This window comes from Vibrio sp. TBV020 (assembly GCF_046056895.1).
Lineage (GTDB): Bacteria > Pseudomonadota > Gammaproteobacteria > Enterobacterales > Vibrionaceae > Vibrio.
The window spans coordinates 3,216,386-3,235,399 of record NZ_JBEEAQ010000003.1 but is presented as its reverse complement, the minus strand read 5'-3'; the positions used below and the strand labels follow the sequence as shown (position 1 = coordinate 3,235,399).

The following is a 19,014-nucleotide window of genomic DNA, read 5'->3' as shown; positions in this document are numbered from 1 at the left end:
AGGCGTCTCTTTTTTGTTTTTAGCATTCGTTGAGCGCAAGTTCTGATAAGAACTTTCTACGCAACTTCAAAGCGTAAAGATAGCCTAATATTCCGCCTAATATATTGCCGCAAGCAATACCAATAAATAGCCCCTCAATATCATACAGCTGGCTGCCAATCCAAGCACAAGGCAGAGTGAATATGAACAGGCGCATAAAGCTCCATTGAAACGCCTTTAGTGGTTCATGCAGGGCATTCAAACCAGAAACTAGCATCATCATCACCCCTTGAAATCCATAGCTGAATGGTACAACTAATAGGTAATGCCAAAGCAGATCTTTAACGGCTTGCTCTTGGGAAAATAACGCAGCTAATGGAATGCTCAAAGGGACCATCATTACAAAGATCCCCATCTGAAATACCATTGAAAACCTCATGCTGATAAACATCCCAGCAAAACTTCGCTTGGGATTATTGGCTCCCATGTTCTGCGCGATAAAAGGTGTCAGTGCTGAGGTCAGAGACATCAATACTAGTATCAAAATTGACTCTACTCGTTGTGCTGCTCCATAAGCGGCGACCGCGGTTGTGCCGTGAGCAGATAGCATCATCATAAGTAAAGCGCCAGATAACGGAGTTAGTGCATTGGAAAGAGCTGCTGGCGTGCCGATTTTAAGAATCTGTTTCCAATCGGAACCGATGCTTTTTAAGCAAGGCAGTGCGAGTAGCTTTTCACGTTTTGCTAATACATAGAGTGAACCGATTAACGCACCGAGCCAACTGAACGCACTAGCAATCGCGGCCCCTTGAATACCAAGCTCAGGGAAAGGGCCATAACCGAAGATTAATAGTGGATCGAGCACGCCATTAATAAAGCCTGCCAGCATCATGATCTTTGCAGGGGTTTTGGTATCCCCCGTCGCTCGAATCGCGGCGTTTCCAGCCATCGGAATCACCAATAGAGGGATAGTGAGGTACCAGATATCCATATATTGATGAATTAGAGGTAATAGCGCTCGGTCTGCGCCAAGTAGCAAAAAGAGTGGCTCAATCGTCGCTAAACCTAGCATCGAAGCCAGTGCAACAAGGGATACGGCCAGTATGAGGCCATGAGTTGAAAAGCGTGCGGCGTCTTGTGCCTGCCTTTGCCCAAGTAACCGACCTATATTGGTCGAGAGCCCCATACCGATACCCATAGTAATACAGTTGACGGCGAAGGTGACAGGGAAGGTATAGCTGATAGCAGCAAGCGCTTCAGTGCCGAGCAGGGAAATGAAGAAAGTATCCACTAGATTAAACATCAGAATTGCTACCATACCGAAGGTCATCGGTACGGTCATCTGACGTAAAACAGTAGGGATGGGGCCAGTTAAGAGGCCATGCTTATCCTGCATCGGGAACAACTAAGTTAGTAACAGAGTGCGTAGGATACTTGATTGAAGTTCCAGACACAAAAAAGGCCAGCCGAAGCTGACCTTTCTACGGATTTTTCAAAGCAATGAAAAATTACGCTTTTGCTTTAGCTGCTGCCTTAGCAATAGCGGCAAAGCCTTGAGCGTTAAGAGCTGCACCGCCAACTAGAGCACCATCGATGTCTGGTTGTGCGAAGTAAGCTTCAGCGTTTTCTGGCTTAACAGAACCACCGTATTGGATGATTACTTGCTCAGCAACTGCTGCGTCTTTCTCAGCGATCATTGCGCGGATAGAAGCGTGGATGCGCTGTGCATCTTCTGCTGTTGCTGCTTTACCAGTACCGATTGCCCAGATTGGTTCGTAAGCGATGATTGCGCCGTTAAGAGCTTCAACACCGTAAGCGTCGATAACTGCGTTGATTTGACGTGCACATACTGCTTCAGTTTCGCCAGCTTCGTTTTGAGCTTCAGATTCACCGATACAGAAAACAGGCTTTAGACCGTTCTCTTGTAGGAATTTGAATTTCTTAGCAACAAACTCGTCTGATTCGTTGTGGTACTCACGACGCTCAGAGTGACCGATGATGATGTGAGTTGCACCGAAATCTTTTAGCATCTCTGGAGACATGTCGCCAGTGAATGCACCGCTGTTGTTTAGGTCAGTGTTCTGTGCACCTAGGATGATCTTGTTACCGCCTTCAGCGATTAGACGCTCTGCTAGGTCGATGTAAAGTGCTGGTGGAGCTACTGCTACGTCAACACCTTCAACGCCTTCAAGCTCAGCATTAAGACCAGTTAGCAGCTCAGTTACCATTGCTTTGCTACCGTTAAGTTTCCAGTTACCCATCACTACAGGACGACGCATAGGAATATCTCCGTATTTAATCAGTTAATGTAAAAAATCTTCGTAAGAATATAACAGATAAAATTGACCAGATCATGATTACCGTCATGTCTTATCGGGATATCATCGATTGGTTGGAGCAGTCAGCCCACAGATATCCCTCTATTATGTGGTTTATCAGTGATCCATTGAACAGATTGGCGGTAACCATCTCGGAATTCAGCATAGAACTTGTTAATAGTAGGTGTTCATTTTTCCTTTCTTATGAAACTCACTTACATCTAAGGAATACTATGCCAAACCTAGTAATGGAATACTCCAACTCTGTCGATGAGCGTGTTAATGTTCAAGGTCTACTTGAAGACTTACACCATGTGGCGTTAACTTGCGGCTTGTTTGATGTGGACTCGGTAAAGTCTCGTTCTTTACGCTGCCACAATTGGTTGATTGGTGACGCTGGAGATAGCGTAGACTTTATTCATATTAGTTTCGAATTGCTAGATGGCAGAACTGCTGAGCAGAAAAGAGAGTTATCGCGTCAGTTGATGACTGTGCTACAAGACCAAGCGAGTCATGTGCACAGTTTAACGGTCAACATTCGTGATATGGATAAAGAGTGTTTTCAGAAAGTAATTAATTAGTGTTTCTAGAGGTAATCACCTCTAATTGTTTTGTATTTTTAGGTATTAATGATGTCGATGAAAGAATTGCTATTTTCGTTTCAAGGTCGAATAGGACGTAAAGTCTATTGGATTTGGAACGCCGTTTACTATTTGTTGATTGTTGGTTTTGCCATGGGGATGAATGTACTGTTCCCATCTCTGGCACATCTGGTTCTTCCTGTGTTTCTAATCGTTGTTCTTATTCCAGACTTAGCGATTACTGCCAAACGTTGGCATGACCGAGGTAAATCAAGCTGGTGGCTATTACTTAATGTACCTTTGGTGATTGGGCGAATGACAGTACCTGTCGGTGATCCGAGTATTGCGACGGATACGACGATGCTTCAAGCGGTAAGCTCTTTCGCTGCATTACTTTGTGGTGCTTGGATCTTGGTTGAGTGTGGTTTCTTAAAAGGCACTAGCGGTGATAACCAATACGGTTCGGAACCTAAATAACTCACAGTAGTAACGGGCTTTGTCCAAAGAAATGGGTGTCGTTCCATAGAGTGACGAAGGAGCGAATAGGGAATCTCTTTGAGCCTCATTCTCGATAATGACAGACTTATCTGTGGATACTAAAAGGGTTGGAATCAATGCCAACCCTTTCAAACTTCTAGTCTCTAGCTACTTACGCACAAACACTTCTTCAATTTTATGGCTAGCACCTTTTTTAAGAATAAGGTGCGCTCTACCTTTGGTTGGCAATATATTCGCATCGAGGTTTACACCATTGATCGATTGCCAAATGCTGTGGGCTTTTTCGATGGCTTTAGGGACCGATAGGCGAGTGTAGTGACTAAAGTAAGAACCCGGCTTAGTGAATGCGCCTTTACGGAAATTCAAAAAGCGTTCTACGTACCACTGCTCTATCACTTCACTTTCTGCATCAACATATAAAGAGAAGTCTAAAAAGTCTGATACAAATACACGGTGAGGATCGTGTGGGTAATCCATACCGCTTTGCAGAACGTTGAGTCCTTCTATAATCAAGACATCAGGTCGGTCGACCACTTTAACTTCATCAGTAATATCGTAAGTAATATGCGAATACACTGGAACTTCTAAGTTTGGTTTTGCTGCTTTCACATCTGAAACAAATTGGACCAAGCGCTTAATATCGTAAGATTCAGGAAAACCCTTACGATGCATAATACCGCGTTCATCAAGAACCTTTTTCGGGTACAAGAAACCGTCAGTCGTAACGAGCTCTACCTTAGGGTGATTATCCCAGCGAGAAAGTAAGGCCTTAAGCAAACGTGCCGTGGTACTTTTACCTACCGCAACACTACCTGCGATACCTATGATAAAAGGTGGAGCGCTCTCTTGGTTACCGAGGAAATTATTCAATACGGAATTTCGGTTTTGTCTTGCTGCGATATAAAGATTTAATAATCGAGCGAGAGGCAGATAAATTTCTTCTACTTCATCCATCGTTAGGCTTTCATTGACGCCTTGCAGCTCGACCAGATCGGTCTCGGATAATGTCATCGGTACTGAATTGCGTAATTCAGCCCATTGTTGACGATTAAAAGAGAGATACGGGGTCATAGTCATCCTAACTTGGTTTTACGATAGAGCTGCGAAAATACAACAACCAACAAATATTGCAAATGACGGATACGACATTCGCGTCTTTTATAAACAGAATTGCGTGATTTTTCGGCAATCAAACAGAAAGTTGGTAAAAAGCGGATTTTTTTTAAATTAGCTATTGCAAGGTAGAAAATCATTCAATAGAATGCGCACCACTTATGCCGACTTAGCTCAGTAGGTAGAGCAACTGACTTGTAATCAGTAGGTCACCAGTTCGATTCCGGTAGTCGGCACCATTTCTCCTTTATGAGAGATTTGGAGTAAAAATTTGGAGGGGTTCCCGAGTGGCCAAAGGGATCAGACTGTAAATCTGCTGGCACTGCCTTCGATGGTTCGAATCCGTCCCCCTCCACCATATTCTTAAGGAAATAGCTCACAGAGTTACGTGTTGCGGGCATCGTATAATGGCTATTACCTCAGCCTTCCAAGCTGATGATGCGGGTTCGATTCCCGCTGCCCGCTCCACTCAATAGTGATGCTGATATAGCTCAGGCGGTAGAGCGCATCCTTGGTAAGGATGAGGTCCCCAGTTCGACTCTGGGTATCAGCACCAGCTCTCAAGCACACTTTCCTTTTGATACTTTCTCTCGACTAAACTACGTTTAGTGATTGAAGGTAACTATATCACCAATACTTTTTTGGTTGCGTGGTCATCAAAGCCACCTAAATCCGTACCTAGAGGGACAACTCATGTCTAAAGAAAAATTTGAACGTACGAAACCGCACGTAAACGTTGGTACTATCGGCCACGTTGACCACGGTAAAACAACTCTAACTGCTGCTATCTGTACTACACTTGCTAAAGTGTACGGCGGTGTTGCGAAAGACTTCGCATCTATCGATAACGCTCCAGAAGAGCGTGAGCGCGGTATCACAATCGCTACTTCTCACGTAGAGTACGACACTCCAACACGTCACTACGCACACGTAGACTGTCCAGGACACGCGGATTATGTTAAGAACATGATCACAGGTGCTGCACAGATGGACGGTGGTATCCTAGTTGTTGCTGCAACAGATGGTCCAATGCCACAAACTCGTGAGCACATCCTACTAGGCCGTCAGGTTGGTATCCCTTACATCATCGTATTCATGAACAAATGTGACATGGTTGATGATGAAGAGCTGCTAGAGCTAGTAGAAATGGAAGTTCGTGAACTTCTATCTGAGTACGACTTCCCAGGTGATGACCTACCAGTTATCCAAGGTTCTGCACTAGGCGCACTAAACGGCGAAGAGCAGTGGGAAGCGAAAATCGTTGAGCTTGCTGAAGCACTAGACTCTTACATCCCAGAGCCAGAGCGTGCAGTAGACCAACCATTCCTACTACCAATCGAAGACGTATTCTCAATCCAAGGTCGTGGTACAGTAGTAACTGGCCGTATCGAGCGTGGTATCCTAACTGTAGGTGACGAAGTAGAAATCGTTGGTATCAAAGACACTACAACTACTACTTGTACTGGTGTTGAAATGTTCCGTAAGCTGCTTGACGAAGGTCGTGCAGGTGAGAACGTTGGTGCACTTCTACGTGGTACTAAGCGTGATGAAGTTGAACGTGGTCAAGTACTTGCTGCACCTGGTTCAATCAACCCACACACTAAGTTCGAGTCAGAAGTATACGTACTTTCTAAAGACGAAGGCGGCCGTCATACTCCGTTCTTCAAAGGCTACCGTCCACAGTTCTACTTCCGTACAACTGACGTAACTGGTGACATCTCTCTACCAGAAGGCGTAGAAATGGTAATGCCAGGTGACAACATCCAAATGCAAGTAGAGCTAATCGCTCCAATCGCAATGGATGAAGGCCTACGTTTCGCTATCCGTGAAGGTGGCCGTACAGTAGGTGCTGGTGTTGTTGCTAAGATCTTCGACTAATTCTTAGGAATTAGCTAAAGACTTCGGAAAATCTATTAATTAGATTTGACGAACCAGTAGCAAAAAGGGCATCATTTGATGCCCTTTTTCTGCACTGAATAAAATGCCTGTTGGTTTCTTATCCAAATAGGTGTTTAGCAGGAATTTTTTGGTCGAGGTGTTGCGTCTTGATCAATAAAAAGAGTACGTCAATTCATTAAGATTGTCGTTTCATGGATTTGCCCTGCAACAGCGGGGTTGTTGTCGTCTATATTAAGACTTAGACAGGTTGGTTTTATGAAAGCAAATAATGCTGAAACTCCTGAGAGCTCAAATGGCGCAGATATCTTTAAGTGGATTGTCACTTTTGCTCTGTTAGCTGCCGCTGTTGTGGGTAATTACCTGTACGGTGAGATGTCTGTAGTGATTCGCGCTGCAGGTGTTGTTGTACTTATCGCTGCGGCACTTGGTGTTGCTGCTACAACAACTAAAGGTAAAGCTGCGATCGAGTTTGCAAAAGAATCTCGTATGGAAGTACGTAAAGTAGTTTGGCCTACACGCCAAGAAACTATGCAAACAACACTGATCGTTTTAGCTGTAAGTATTGTAATGGCTCTAGTGCTATGGGGCATTGACGGCATTATGGTTCGTCTTGTTGCATTAGCAACTGGGGTATAGAGGGTTTTAATTCATGAGTGAAGCTCCAAAAAAACGCTGGTATGTGGTTCAAGCCTTCTCTGGATTTGAAGGTCGTGTAGCCCAATCTCTTCGCGAGCATATCAAAATGCACAGCATGGAAGAGCTGTTTGGTGAAGTACTAGTTCCTACTGAAGAAGTAGTTGAAATGCGCGCTGGTCAGCGTCGTAAGTCTGAACGTAAGTTCTTCCCTGGTTACGTCCTTGTTCAGATGATCATGAACGATGAATCATGGCACTTAGTACGCAGTGTGCCGCGTGTCATGGGCTTCATTGGTGGTACCTCTGATCGTCCAGCTCCTATCACTGATAAAGAAGCTGATGCGATTCTTAACCGTCTAGAGAAAGCAAGTGAAGCTCCTCGTCCACGTACTATGTACGAAGCGGGTGAAGTTGTACGTGTTACTGATGGTCCATTCGCAGACTTCAACGGTACTGTTGAAGAAGTGGATTATGATAAGAGCCGCGTAAAAGTGTCTGTATCGATCTTTGGTCGTGCGACACCAGTTGAGCTTGAATTTGGTCAGGTTGAAAAACTTGATTAAAAAAACACCTTAACAGGGTTGTTTAGGGCGCGAATTATGACTATAATTTCGCGCCTTATTATTTTGGCTCAAACGAAAGTTATGGCCGAAGTAAAAAGTATTTATATCAACGGGGAGCTGATCAGCCGATTAGCGTTTGTACCCAAAATTAGGAATAATCATGGCTAAGAAAGTTGAAGCTTACATCAAGCTACAAGTTGCTGCTGGTATGGCGAACCCAAGTCCACCAGTTGGTCCTGCACTAGGTCAACACGGTGTTAACATCATGGAATTCTGTAAAGCGTTCAACGCAAAAACAGAATCTATCGAGAAAGGTCTACCTACTCCAGTTGTTATCACAGTATACAACGACCGTTCTTTCACGTTCATCACTAAGACTCCACCTGCTGCTGTTCTTCTTAAGAAAGCTGCTGGCGTTAAGTCTGGTTCTGGTCGTCCAAACACTGAAAAAGTGGGTACTGTAACTGACGCTCAAATCCAAGAAATCGCAGAAACTAAAGCTGCTGATATGACTGGTGCTGACATCGAAGCAATGAAGCGTTCAATCGCTGGTACTGCTCGTTCAATGGGCCTAGTGGTAGAGGGTTAATAAGATGGCTAAACTAACTAAGCGCATGCGCGTAATCCGCGAAAAAGTTGACGTAACTAAAGAATACGAAATCAACGAAGCTGTTGCTCTTCTTCAAGAACTAGCTACTGCTAAATTCGTTGAGTCTGTAGACGTTGCTGTTAACCTTGGCATCGATGCTCGTAAATCTGACCAGAACGTACGTGGTGCAACTGTACTACCTCACGGTACTGGCCGCGAAATCCGCGTTGCAGTGTTCACTCAAGGTGCAAACGCTGAAGCAGCTAAAGAAGCTGGCGCAGACATCGTAGGTATGGAAGATCTTGCTGAGCAAGTGAAGAAAGGCGAAATGAACTTTGACGTAGTTGTTGCTTCTCCAGATGCAATGCGCGTTGTAGGTCAACTAGGTACTATCCTAGGTCCTCGCGGTCTAATGCCAAACCCTAAAGTTGGTACTGTAACTCCTAACGTTGCTGAAGCTGTTAAGAACGCTAAAGCTGGTCAGGTTCGTTACCGTAACGACAAGAACGGCATCATCCACACTACAATCGGTAAAGCAAACTTCTCTGCTGAGCAGATCAAAGAGAACCTAGAAGCTCTTCTAGTTGCTCTGAAGAAAGCTAAGCCGTCTTCTGCTAAGGGTACATTCCTTCAGAAGGTTAGCATCTCTACTACAATGGGTGCTGGTGTTGCTGTTGATCAGGGTAGCCTGAACACTCTAGCAAACTAATATATTTGCTTAGGCGTGGAATTAGTGTATAATTCTGCGCCTAATATTTGTGGTTGGGGCTGAACTTTGGTTCATTAAATTCGTTAGAATTTAGTCTGAATTATGACCCAGTCTCCGTCCAAGACCGTAGGTGTTTGCTTTTTGTAAACTTAATTTCCCTACGTAGATGGTGCCCGAACTGACAGAAAGCTCTATGTAAATAGTTACTTTCTTCTGGGAAGCACCTAAATAACTCTCACTGTCGTGATGATAGTGAGTGGTGTAACGACAACCAGGAGTAAATCCAAGATGGCTTTAAACCTTCAAGACAAAAAAGCAATTGTTGCTGAAGTCAACGAAGCTGCCAGTGGTGCACTTTCTGCAGTTGTAGCTGATTCTCGTGGCGTTGAAGTTGGTGCTATGACTTCACTACGTAAACAGGCTCGTGAAGCTGGTGTTTACGTACGTGTTGTTCGTAACACGCTTATGCGTCGTGCGGTAGCTGGTACAGATTACGAGTGTCTAACTGACACTTTCACTGGTCCTACGCTAATCGCATTCTCTAACGAGCACCCAGGTGCTGCAGCGCGTCTTTTCAAAGACTTCGCTAAAGAGAACAAAGACTTCGAGATCAAAGCTGCTGCATTTGAAGGCGCGCTAACTGACGCTGAAGTACTAGCGACACTACCAACTTACGACGAAGCTATCGCACGCCTAATGATGTGCATGAAAGAAGCTTCTGCAGGCAAGCTGGTACGTACTATCGCTGCACTACGCGACCAAAAAGAAGAAGCTGCTGCTTAAGCCTTGCTTTTCACTGGTTGCTATTTAAACTTATTGTTGATTTAAAAGAGAATTGTTATGTCTATCACTAACGAGCAAATCCTAGACGCAGTTGCAGAAATGTCTGTAATGCAAGTTGTTGAACTAATCGAAGCAATGGAAGAGAAATTCGGTGTTTCTGCTGCTGCTGCTGTTGTAGCTGGCGGCGCTGCTGCAGGCGAAGCTGCTGCTGAGCAAACTGAATTCGACGTAATCCTAGAATCTGCTGGCGGTAACAAAGTTGCTGTAATCAAAGCAGTACGTGGCGCAACTGGCCTAGGCCTTAAAGAAGCTAAGGGTCTAGTAGACTCAGCTCCTGCTCCACTAAAAGAAGGCATCGAGAAAGATGAAGCTGAAGCTCTTAAAGCTCAGCTAGAAGAAGCTGGCGCAACTGTTGTTGTTAAGTAATTATTACTTAAGCTTCTTAGCCTAACGGCTAATGGCTGGTGGTTTTATAACCACCGGCCTTTTTGCGCTGTAGGGGTTGGGTGATTTTTCCGCTGTTTGAGCACCCAGATCTCTAGCAAAAAACGTTTCATTATCTCTTAATGAAACGCTACTACAATCAAACAGATTTTCAGTCACTGTCTCATAACGATTGGAGACAGTTTGGGTCACTTATCAGCGAGCTGAGGAACCCCATGGTTTACTCTTATACCGAGAAAAAGCGCATCCGTAAGGACTTTGGTACTCGTCCACAAGTTTTGGACATTCCATACCTGCTATCGATCCAGCTCGATTCGTTCGAAAAATTCATCGAACAGGATCCTGAGGGTCAATACGGTCTTGAAGCTGCTTTCCGTTCTGTATTCCCGATTCAGAGCTACAACGGCAACTCTGAGCTGCAATACGTTAGCTACCGTCTTGGTGAGCCAGTATTTGATGTTAAAGAATGTCAAATCCGCGGCGTAACGTACTCAAAGCCACTACGCGTAAAACTACGTCTAGTAATTTTTGATAAAGACGCGCCAGCAGGCACCGTTAAAGACATCAAAGAACAAGAAGTCTACATGGGCGAAATTCCGCTTATGACAGACAATGGTACCTTTGTAATCAATGGTACTGAACGAGTTATCGTATCCCAGCTTCATAGAAGCCCTGGCGTATTCTTCGACAGCGATAAGGGTAAGACTCACTCTTCAGGTAAAGTTCTGTATAACGCACGTGTTATTCCTTACCGTGGTTCATGGCTTGATTTCGAGTTTGATCCTAAGGATAACCTATACGTACGTATCGACCGCCGTCGTAAGCTACCAGCATCTATCATTCTTCGCGCACTAGGTAAGACGACAGAAGAGATCCTGGACATCTTCTTTGAGAAGGTGAACTTCGAAGTTAAAGATCAAACTCTACTTATGGAGCTTGTTCCTGATCGTCTACGTGGTGAAACTGCGTCATTCGATATCGAAGCAAACGGTAAGACTTACGTTGAAACAGGTCGTCGTGTAACTGCACGCCACATCCGTCAGCTTGAAAAAGATGGCGTTGAGCATATCGAAGTACCAGTTGAGTACATCGTAGGCAAAGTTGCATCGAAAGATTACATCAACGAAGCGACTGGCGAGATCATTGTTGGTGCAAACCAAGAAATCAGCCTTGAAGCACTAGCTAACCTTTCTCAGGCAGGCCACAAAGCTCTACAGACGTTATTCACTAACGATCTAGACCACGGTCCATTCATGTCAGAAACACTACGTATCGACAGCACTGTTGATCGTATTTCTGCACTGGTAGAAATCTACCGCATGATGCGCCCGGGCGAGCCGCCAACGAAAGAAGCTGCTGAAGCACTATTCGAAAGCCTATTCTTCTCTGAAGAGCGTTACGATCTATCGACTGTTGGTCGTATGAAGTTCAACAGCTCTATCGAACGTGAAGATGCTCAAGAGCAAGGCACACTTGACGAAACTGATATCGTTGAAGTGATGAAGAAGCTTATCGCAATCCGTAACGGCATCGGTGAAGTGGACGATATCGACCACCTAGGTAACCGTCGTATCCGTTCTGTTGGCGAAATGGCAGAAAACCAATTCCGCGTTGGTCTAGTACGTGTTGAACGTGCTGTTAAAGAACGTCTAAGCCTTGGTGACCTTGATGCAATCATGCCTCAAGATCTTATCAACGCTAAGCCGATCTCTGCTGCGGTTAAAGAATTCTTTGGCTCTTCACAGCTTTCACAGTTCATGGACCAAAACAACCCGTTATCAGAAGTAACGCACAAGCGTCGTATTTCTGCATTGGGTCCTGGTGGTCTAACTCGTGAACGCGCTGGCTTCGAAGTTCGAGACGTACACGTAACTCACTACGGCCGTCTATGTCCTATCGAAACTCCGGAAGGTCCAAACATCGGTCTGATCAACTCTCTATCTGCGTTTGCACGTTGTAACGAGTACGGTTTCCTAGAGACTCCATACCGTCGTGTTGTAGATGGCGTAGTAACAGACGAAGTAGATTACCTATCTGCTATTCAGGAAGGTCAGTACGTTATCGCTCAGGCGAACACTGTTCTTACTGAAGAAGGTACATTCTCTGAAGAGCTAATCACTGCTCGTCAGAAAGGTGAATCTGGCCTACACCCACGCGAACATGTTGACTACATGGACGTTGCAACTAACCAGGTTGTATCTATCGCTGCATCGCTTATCCCGTTCCTAGAACACGATGATGCGAACCGTGCATTGATGGGTGCGAACATGCAACGTCAGGCAGTTCCAACGCTTAAGGCTGATAAGCCTTTAGTTGGTACTGGTATCGAGCGTAACATCGCAGTTGACTCTGGTGTTACAGCTGTAGCGAAACGTGGTGGTGTAATCCAGTCTGTAGATGCTTCTCGTATCGTTGTTAAAGTTAACGAAGACGAGCTGATTCCTGGTGAAGCAGGTATCGATATCTACAACCTAACTAAATACACTCGTTCGAACCAAAACACGTGTATCAACCAGCGTCCATGTGTGATGCCGGGTGAACCAGTAGCACGTGGCGACGTTCTTGCTGATGGTCCTTCAACAGACCTTGGTGAGCTAGCGCTTGGTCAGAACATGCGTATCGCATTCATGCCTTGGAACGGTTACAACTTCGAAGACTCGATCTTAGTATCTGAGCGCGTAGTTCAAGAAGACCGTTTCACTACGATCCATATCCAAGAGCTATCTTGTGTGGCGCGTGATACTAAGCTTGGTGCTGAAGAAATCACAGCTGACATTCCAAACGTAGGTGAGTCTGCTCTGTCTAAACTAGACGAGTCAGGTATCGTTTACATCGGTGCGGAAGTGAAAGGCGGTGACATCCTTGTAGGTAAAGTAACGCCTAAAGGTGAAACTCAGCTAACTCCTGAAGAGAAGCTACTACGTGCTATCTTCGGTGAGAAAGCGTCAGACGTTAAAGATACGTCTCTACGCGTACCAAACTCAGTGTCAGGTACGATCATCGACGTTCAAGTATTTACTCGTGACGGTGTTGAAAAAGACAAACGTGCGCTTGAAATTGAACAGATGCAGCTTAAAGAAGCGAAGAAAGACCTTACTGAAGAATTCCAGATTCTTGAGGGTGGCCTTCTAAACCGTGTTAAAGCTGTACTAATTGACGGTGGTTACACTGAAGCGAAGCTAGACTCTATCGATCGTAAGAAGTGGCTAGAGCTAACGCTTGAAGACGATGCGCAACAGTCACAGCTTGAGCAACTTGCTGAGCAGTGGGATGAGCTAAAAGCTGACTTCGATAAGAAGTTTGAAACTAAGCGTCGTAAGATCACTCAAGGTGATGATCTAGCACCTGGCGTACTGAAGATCGTTAAGGTTTACCTAGCGGTTAAACGTCGTATCCAGCCTGGTGATAAGATGGCGGGTCGTCACGGTAACAAGGGTGTAATCTCTAAGATCAACCCTGTTGAAGACATGCCTTACGATGAGAAAGGTCAGCCGGTTGACATCGTACTAAACCCACTGGGTGTACCATCGCGTATGAACATCGGTCAGATCCTAGAAGTTCACTTAGGTCTGGCAGCGAAAGGTATCGGTGACAAGATCAACCAAATGGTGAAAGAGCAGCAAGAGCTAGCTAAGTTCCGTGACTTCCTACAGAAGGTTTACGATCTTGGTGAAACTCGTCAGAAAGTAGACGTTGCGTCTCTATCTGATGACGAAGTTCGTACGCTGATCAAGAACCTACGTGGTGGTCTACCGATCGCGACTCCAGTATTTGACGGTGCTTCTGAGCAATCAATCAAAGAGCTACTAAAACTAGGTGACCTACCAGAATCTGGTCAGCTAACGCTATTTGATGGTCGCACAGGTGATGCGTTTGAGCGTCCTGTAACTGTTGGTTACATGTACATGCTGAAACTAAACCACCTTGTTGATGACAAGATGCACGCTCGTTCAACTGGTTCTTACAGCCTAGTAACTCAGCAACCACTTGGTGGTAAAGCTCAGTTCGGTGGTCAGCGTTTCGGTGAGATGGAAGTATGGGCACTAGAAGCATACGGTGCTGCTTACACGCTTCAAGAAATGCTAACAGTTAAGTCGGATGACGTTAACGGCCGTACTAAGATGTATAAGAACATCGTAGATGGTAACCACAGCATGGAACCTGGCATGCCAGAATCATTCAACGTACTGTTGAAAGAGATTCGCTCGCTAGGTATCAACATCGAGCTAGAAGACGAAGAGTAATCTTTTCTCTTTAGAGAATACGATTATTTGGTAGAAGGTGCTCACTTTTGCGGGTGAGCTCCTTTTAACTCCTTACAGGAGCTGATTGTGAAAGACTTATTAAACTTTCTAAAAGCGCAGCATAAGACCGAAGAATTTGATGCAATCAAAATCGGTCTATCTTCACCAGACATGATCCGTTCATGGTCTTTCGGTGAAGTTAAGAAACCTGAAACGATCAACTATCGTACGTTCAAGCCTGAGCGTGATGGTCTGTTCTGTGCGCGTATCTTTGGTCCAGTGAAAGACTACGAATGTCTTTGTGGCAAATATAAGCGTCTAAAACACCGTGGCGTTATCTGTGAGAAGTGTGGCGTTGAAGTTACACAAACTAAAGTTCGTCGTGACCGCATGGGCCACATCGAGCTTGCTTCACCAGTTGCTCACATCTGGTTCCTAAAATCACTACCGTCTCGTATCGGTCTACTGATGGATATCCCTCTACGTGATATCGAACGTGTTCTTTACTTCGAAATGTACGTAGTAACTGAACCAGGTATGACTGATCTAGAAAAATCTCAGATGCTTACTGAAGAAGAGTATCTGGATCGTCTAGAAGAGTGGGGTGATGAATTCACGGCTAAGATGGGTGCAGAAGCGATCAAAGACCTACTTGCGTCTATGGATCTTCCTGCTGAAATCGAAGAAATGCGTGAAGAGCTTCAGTCTACTAACTCAGAGACTAAGCGTAAGAAAATCACTAAGCGTCTGAAGCTTGTTGAAGCGTTTGTTCAATCTGGTAACAACCCAGAGTGGATGATCCTAACTGTGCTTCCGGTACTTCCGCCAGATCTACGTCCTCTAGTACCACTAGATGGCGGTCGCTTCGCGACTTCTGATCTGAACGACCTATACCGTCGCGTAATCAACCGTAACAACCGTTTGAAGCGTCTTCTAGAGCTAGCTGCTCCGGACATCATCGTACGTAACGAAAAGCGTATGCTGCAAGAGTCTGTTGATGCACTTCTAGACAACGGTCGTCGCGGTCGTGCGATTACTGGTTCGAACAAGCGTCCTCTGAAATCTCTTGCTGATATGATCAAGGGTAAACAAGGTCGTTTCCGTCAGAACCTTCTAGGTAAGCGTGTAGACTACTCTGGCCGTTCTGTAATCACAGTAGGTCCATACCTTCGTCTACACCAGTGTGGTCTTCCTAAGAAGATGGCACTTGAGCTATTCAAACCATTCATCTACAGCAAGCTAGAGACTCGTGGTCTTGCGACTACAATCAAAGCTGCTAAGAAAATGGTAGAGCGCGAAGAAGCGATCGTTTGGGATATCCTAGACGAAGTTATCCGCGAACACCCAGTACTATTGAACCGTGCACCTACACTTCACCGTCTAGGTATCCAGGCGTTCGAACCAGTACTAATCGAAGGTAAAGCGATCCAGCTTCACCCACTAGTGTGTGCGGCATACAACGCCGACTTCGATGGTGACCAAATGGCGGTTCACGTGCCTCTAACTCTAGAAGCACAGCTTGAAGCTCGTACTCTGATGATGTCGACAAACAACATTCTGTCGCCAGCGTCAGGTGATCCGATCATCGTACCTTCTCAGGACGTTGTATTGGGTCTGTACTACATGACTCGTGACAAGATCAACGTGAAAGGCGAAGGTATGTACCTTGCTAGCCCAGCTGAGGCTGAGAAGGCATACCGCACTAAGACTGCTGAGCTACACGCTCGCGTTAAAGTTCGTATCACTGAGACTGTTAAAGACGAAGATGGTAATAGCACTACTGAGACTAAGATGGTTGATACAACTATCGGTCGTGCAATGCTATGGCAAATCGTACCGGAAGGTCTACCGTACAGCATCGTTAACCAAAAGCTAGGTAAGAAGCAAATCTCTAACCTACTTAACGAAGCGTACCGTAAGCTAGGTCTTAAAGACACGGTAATCTTTGCTGACCAAATCATGTACACAGGTTTCGCTTACGCGGCACTTTCTGGTGTATCTGTTGGTATCGACGATATGGTTGTACCTGCAGCGAAATACACTGAGATCGAAGAAGCGGAAGCAGAAGTTCGCGAAATTCAAGAACAGTACCAATCTGGTCTTGTAACTGCGGGTGAGCGCTACAACAAAGTGATCGATATTTGGGCATCGACCAACGATCGCGTAGCAAAAGCGATGATGGAAAACCTTTCATCTGAAACGGTAGTAAACCGTGAAGGTGAAGAAGAGCAGCAAGAGTCATTTAACAGCATCTACATGATGGCCGACTCGGGCGCACGTGGTTCTGCAGCTCAGATTCGTCAGCTAGCAGGTATGCGTGGTCTGATGGCACGTCCAGATGGCTCAATTATCGAAACGCCGATCACTGCGAACTTTAAAGAAGGTCTAAACGTACTTCAGTACTTTATCTCAACGCACGGTGCTCGTAAGGGTCTTGCGGATACGGCACTGAAAACAGCGAACTCGGGTTACCTAACTCGTCGTCTAGTAGACGTTGCTCAAGACGTTGTAGTACACGAGCATGACTGTGGCACCCACGAAGGTGTTGACATGATGCCGCACATCGAAGGTGGTGACGTTAAAGTTGCACTTTCTGAGCTGGCACTAGGTCGTGTAGTTGCTGAAGATGTTCTTAAGCCAGGTACTGAAGAAGTTCTGATCCCACGTAATACTCTAATCGATGAGAAGTGGTGTCAGATCATGGAAGACAACTCTGTAGATAGCATGAAAGTGCGTTCAGTTGTTACCTGTGATGCGGACTTCGGTTGTTGTGCACAGTGTTACGGTCGTGACCTAGCACGTGGTCACCTAGTGAACCAAGGTGAAGCAGTTGGTGTTATCGCTGCTCAGTCTATCGGTGAGCCGGGTACACAGCTTACGATGCGTACGTTCCACATCGGTGGTGCGGCATCTACTGCAGCAGCAGAGAACAGCATCCAAGCTAAGACAACGGGTACAGTTAAGCTACACAACGCTAAGTTCGTAACGAACAAAGACGGTAAGCTTGTTATCACTTCTCGTGCATCTGAACTAACTATCATTGATGAGTTCGGTCGTACGAAAGAGAAGCACAAACTGCCTTACGGTTCTCTACTATCTAAAGGCGACAACGACTCAGTTGAAGCTGGTGATACAGTAGCTAACTGGGAAGCGCACACTATGCCAATCATCACTGAAGTGGCAGGTCGCATCCAGTTCGTTGACATGATCGACGGTGTAACAGTTTCTCGTCAAACAGATGACCTAACAGGTCTATCTTCAAGCGAAGTAACTGAAGCAGCAGCTCGCCCAGCAGCAGGTAAAGATATGCGTCCAGCAATCAAACTTGTTGATGAGCAAGGTAACGACGTAATGATCCCTGGTACTGAAATGCCAGCTCACTACTTCCTACCTGGTAAAGCGATTGTAAACATCGAAGACGGCGCTGAAGTAGGCGTGGGTGATACTCTATCTCGTATCCCTCAGAAATCTGGCGGTAACAAAGATATCACCGGTGGTCTACCACGCGTAGCTGACCTATTCGAAGCACGTAAGCCGAAAGAGCCTGCAATTCTTGCTGAGCACACAGGTACTGTGAGCTTCGGTAAAGAGACGAAAGGTAAACGTCGTCTAGTAATCACTCGTGACGGCGGCGACGCTTACGAAGAGATGATTCCTAAGCACCGTCAGCTTAACGTATTCGAAGGCGAGAAAGTTGAACGTGGTGACGTGATCGCAGACGGTCCAGAGTCTCCACATGACATTCTACGTCTACGTGGTATCCACGCTGTGACTCAATACATCGCGAACGAAGTTCAAGAAGTATACCGTCTACAAGGCGTTAAGATTAACGATAAGCACATTGAGACTATCGTTCGTCAGATGCTACGTAAGTGTACAATCACTCACGCTGGTGACTCTACTGAGTTCCTAGTTGGTGAACAGGTTGAATACGCGAACGTTAAGATTGCTAACCGTCAGCTAGAAGCTGAAGGTAAAGAGCTAGTTCGTTTCGAGCGTGAGCTTCTAGGTATCACTAAAGCATCTCTAGCTACTGAATCGTTCATCTCTGCGGCATCGTTCCAGGAGACAACTCGCGTACTAACAGAAGCAGCCGTTTCTGGTAAGCGTGATGAGCTACGTGGTCTGAAAGAAAACGTAATTGTTGGTCGTCTAATCCCAGCAGGTACAGGTTTCGCTTACCACCAAGATCGTCAAGCTAAGCGTGCAGAAGAGCAAGAAGGTCCTTCAGCTGAACAAGCGACTGACAACCTTGCAGCACTACTTAACGCTGGTTTCTCAGCTGACGAGTAATCGATAGCTAAGAAATGATAAAAGGCACCTTCGGGTGCCTTTTTTGTTTTTGGCGAAAGGTAATTTGTCATTTTGAATATGATGAGTGTTGCTAGAGAGTGTCATTCCATAGAGTGACGAAGGAGCGAATAGGGAATCTATGTTTGCCTTCGACTTGCTTCAAGAGATCCCCAACTCAGTCGTACTTCCCTCTAGGGGATGACGTTATTAAAACGAAAGTGAGGAAACACGGGGATTCTTACTGATAGTCATTCCATAGAGTGACGAAGGAGCGAGTAGGGAATCTCTATTTGCTATCGAATTGCTTTAAGAGATCCCCAACTCGGTCGTACCTCCCTCTCGGGAATGACGGTATTGAAGCAAAGG

Annotated in this window: 14 protein-coding genes and 4 tRNA genes; 15 read left to right on the top strand and 3 right to left on the bottom strand. The window is 45.5% G+C overall.

All coding sequences use genetic code 11. From position 1 onward, the window contains the following. Positions 1–19 precede the first annotated feature (19 nt). Together AAFX28_RS22860 and tpiA are read right to left on the bottom strand one after the other, a co-directional pair. Positions 20–1,375: an MATE family efflux transporter gene (locus AAFX28_RS22860; RefSeq protein WP_408690787.1), complete on the bottom strand. Its 1,356-nt coding sequence runs from the start codon at positions 1,373–1,375 to the stop codon at positions 20–22. Between the two features lie 112 nt (positions 1,376–1,487). After that, positions 1,488–2,258: a triose-phosphate isomerase gene (gene tpiA / locus AAFX28_RS22855; protein WP_134837373.1), complete on the bottom strand. Its 771-nt coding sequence runs from the start codon at positions 2,256–2,258 to the stop codon at positions 1,488–1,490. 272 nt (positions 2,259–2,530) lie between these two features. Here tpiA and AAFX28_RS22850 point away from each other — a divergent pair, with 272 nt between their 5' ends. Together AAFX28_RS22850 and AAFX28_RS22845 are read left to right on the top strand one after the other, a co-directional pair. Beyond that, entirely contained in the window at positions 2,531–2,878 is a 348-nt protein-coding gene (locus AAFX28_RS22850) for a 5-carboxymethyl-2-hydroxymuconate Delta-isomerase (protein ID WP_408690786.1), read from the top strand. 51 nt (positions 2,879–2,929) lie between these two features. After that, positions 2,930–3,355: a DUF805 domain-containing protein gene (locus AAFX28_RS22845; RefSeq protein ID WP_408690785.1), complete on the top strand. Its 426-nt coding sequence runs from the start codon at positions 2,930–2,932 to the stop codon at positions 3,353–3,355. A gap of 168 nt (positions 3,356–3,523) precedes the next feature. On the opposite strand, the gene coaA is transcribed toward AAFX28_RS22845, so the two are convergent. Then, complete coding sequence (coaA, locus tag AAFX28_RS22840) at positions 3,524–4,447, bottom strand: type I pantothenate kinase (RefSeq protein ID WP_408690784.1); 924 nt, start codon at positions 4,445–4,447, stop codon at positions 3,524–3,526. A gap of 205 nt (positions 4,448–4,652) precedes the next feature. Here coaA and AAFX28_RS22835 point away from each other — a divergent pair. The 13 genes from AAFX28_RS22835 (at position 4,653) to rpoC (ending at position 18,648) form a co-directional block, all read left to right on the top strand. Beyond that, positions 4,653–4,728, top strand: a tRNA-Thr gene (locus tag AAFX28_RS22835). Positions 4,729–4,762: 34 nt separating this feature from the next. Further along, positions 4,763–4,847, top strand: a tRNA-Tyr gene (locus AAFX28_RS22830). 35 nt (positions 4,848–4,882) lie between these two features. Beyond that, positions 4,883–4,957: transfer RNA gene (locus tag AAFX28_RS22825), tRNA-Gly, on the top strand. 12 nt (positions 4,958–4,969) lie between these two features. Then, a tRNA-Thr gene (locus tag AAFX28_RS22820) sits at positions 4,970–5,045 on the top strand. Positions 5,046–5,182: 137 nt separating this feature from the next. Further along, positions 5,183–6,367 carry an elongation factor Tu gene (gene tuf, locus AAFX28_RS22815; protein ID WP_408690752.1) on the top strand — a complete coding sequence of 395 codons (1,185 nt, stop codon included), beginning with the start codon at positions 5,183–5,185 and terminating at the stop codon, positions 6,365–6,367. A 276-nt stretch (positions 6,368–6,643) separates the two neighbouring features. After that, on the top strand, positions 6,644–7,024 hold the full coding sequence (gene secE / locus AAFX28_RS22810; RefSeq protein WP_004415886.1) for a preprotein translocase subunit SecE: 381 nt from the start codon (positions 6,644–6,646) through the stop codon (positions 7,022–7,024). Between the two features lie 13 nt (positions 7,025–7,037). Continuing rightward, positions 7,038–7,586, top strand: coding sequence for a transcription termination/antitermination protein NusG (nusG, locus tag AAFX28_RS22805; protein ID WP_004415884.1), 549 nt, complete (start codon positions 7,038–7,040; stop codon positions 7,584–7,586). Between the two features lie 160 nt (positions 7,587–7,746). Beyond that, on the top strand, positions 7,747–8,175 hold the full coding sequence (gene rplK / locus AAFX28_RS22800) for a 50S ribosomal protein L11 (RefSeq protein ID WP_006957115.1): 429 nt from the start codon (positions 7,747–7,749) through the stop codon (positions 8,173–8,175). A 4-nt stretch (positions 8,176–8,179) separates the two neighbouring features. Further along, positions 8,180–8,884, top strand: a complete 705-nt coding sequence (gene rplA / locus AAFX28_RS22795) for a 50S ribosomal protein L1 (protein WP_008078230.1) — start codon at positions 8,180–8,182, stop codon at positions 8,882–8,884. 288 nt (positions 8,885–9,172) lie between these two features. Further along, complete coding sequence (gene rplJ, locus AAFX28_RS22790) at positions 9,173–9,667, top strand: 50S ribosomal protein L10 (RefSeq protein WP_171761342.1); 495 nt, start codon at positions 9,173–9,175, stop codon at positions 9,665–9,667. Positions 9,668–9,724: 57 nt separating this feature from the next. Next, on the top strand, positions 9,725–10,093 hold the full coding sequence (gene rplL / locus AAFX28_RS22785) for a 50S ribosomal protein L7/L12 (protein ID WP_053441452.1): 369 nt from the start codon (positions 9,725–9,727) through the stop codon (positions 10,091–10,093). A 233-nt stretch (positions 10,094–10,326) separates the two neighbouring features. Continuing rightward, positions 10,327–14,355, top strand: a complete 4,029-nt coding sequence (gene rpoB, locus AAFX28_RS22780; protein WP_408690783.1) for a DNA-directed RNA polymerase subunit beta — start codon at positions 10,327–10,329, stop codon at positions 14,353–14,355. Between the two features lie 87 nt (positions 14,356–14,442). After that, a complete protein-coding gene (rpoC, locus tag AAFX28_RS22775) occupies positions 14,443–18,648 on the top strand; it encodes a DNA-directed RNA polymerase subunit beta' (RefSeq protein WP_408690782.1) in 4,206 nt (1,401 codons plus the stop codon). Positions 18,649–19,014: the final 366 nt, after the last annotated feature.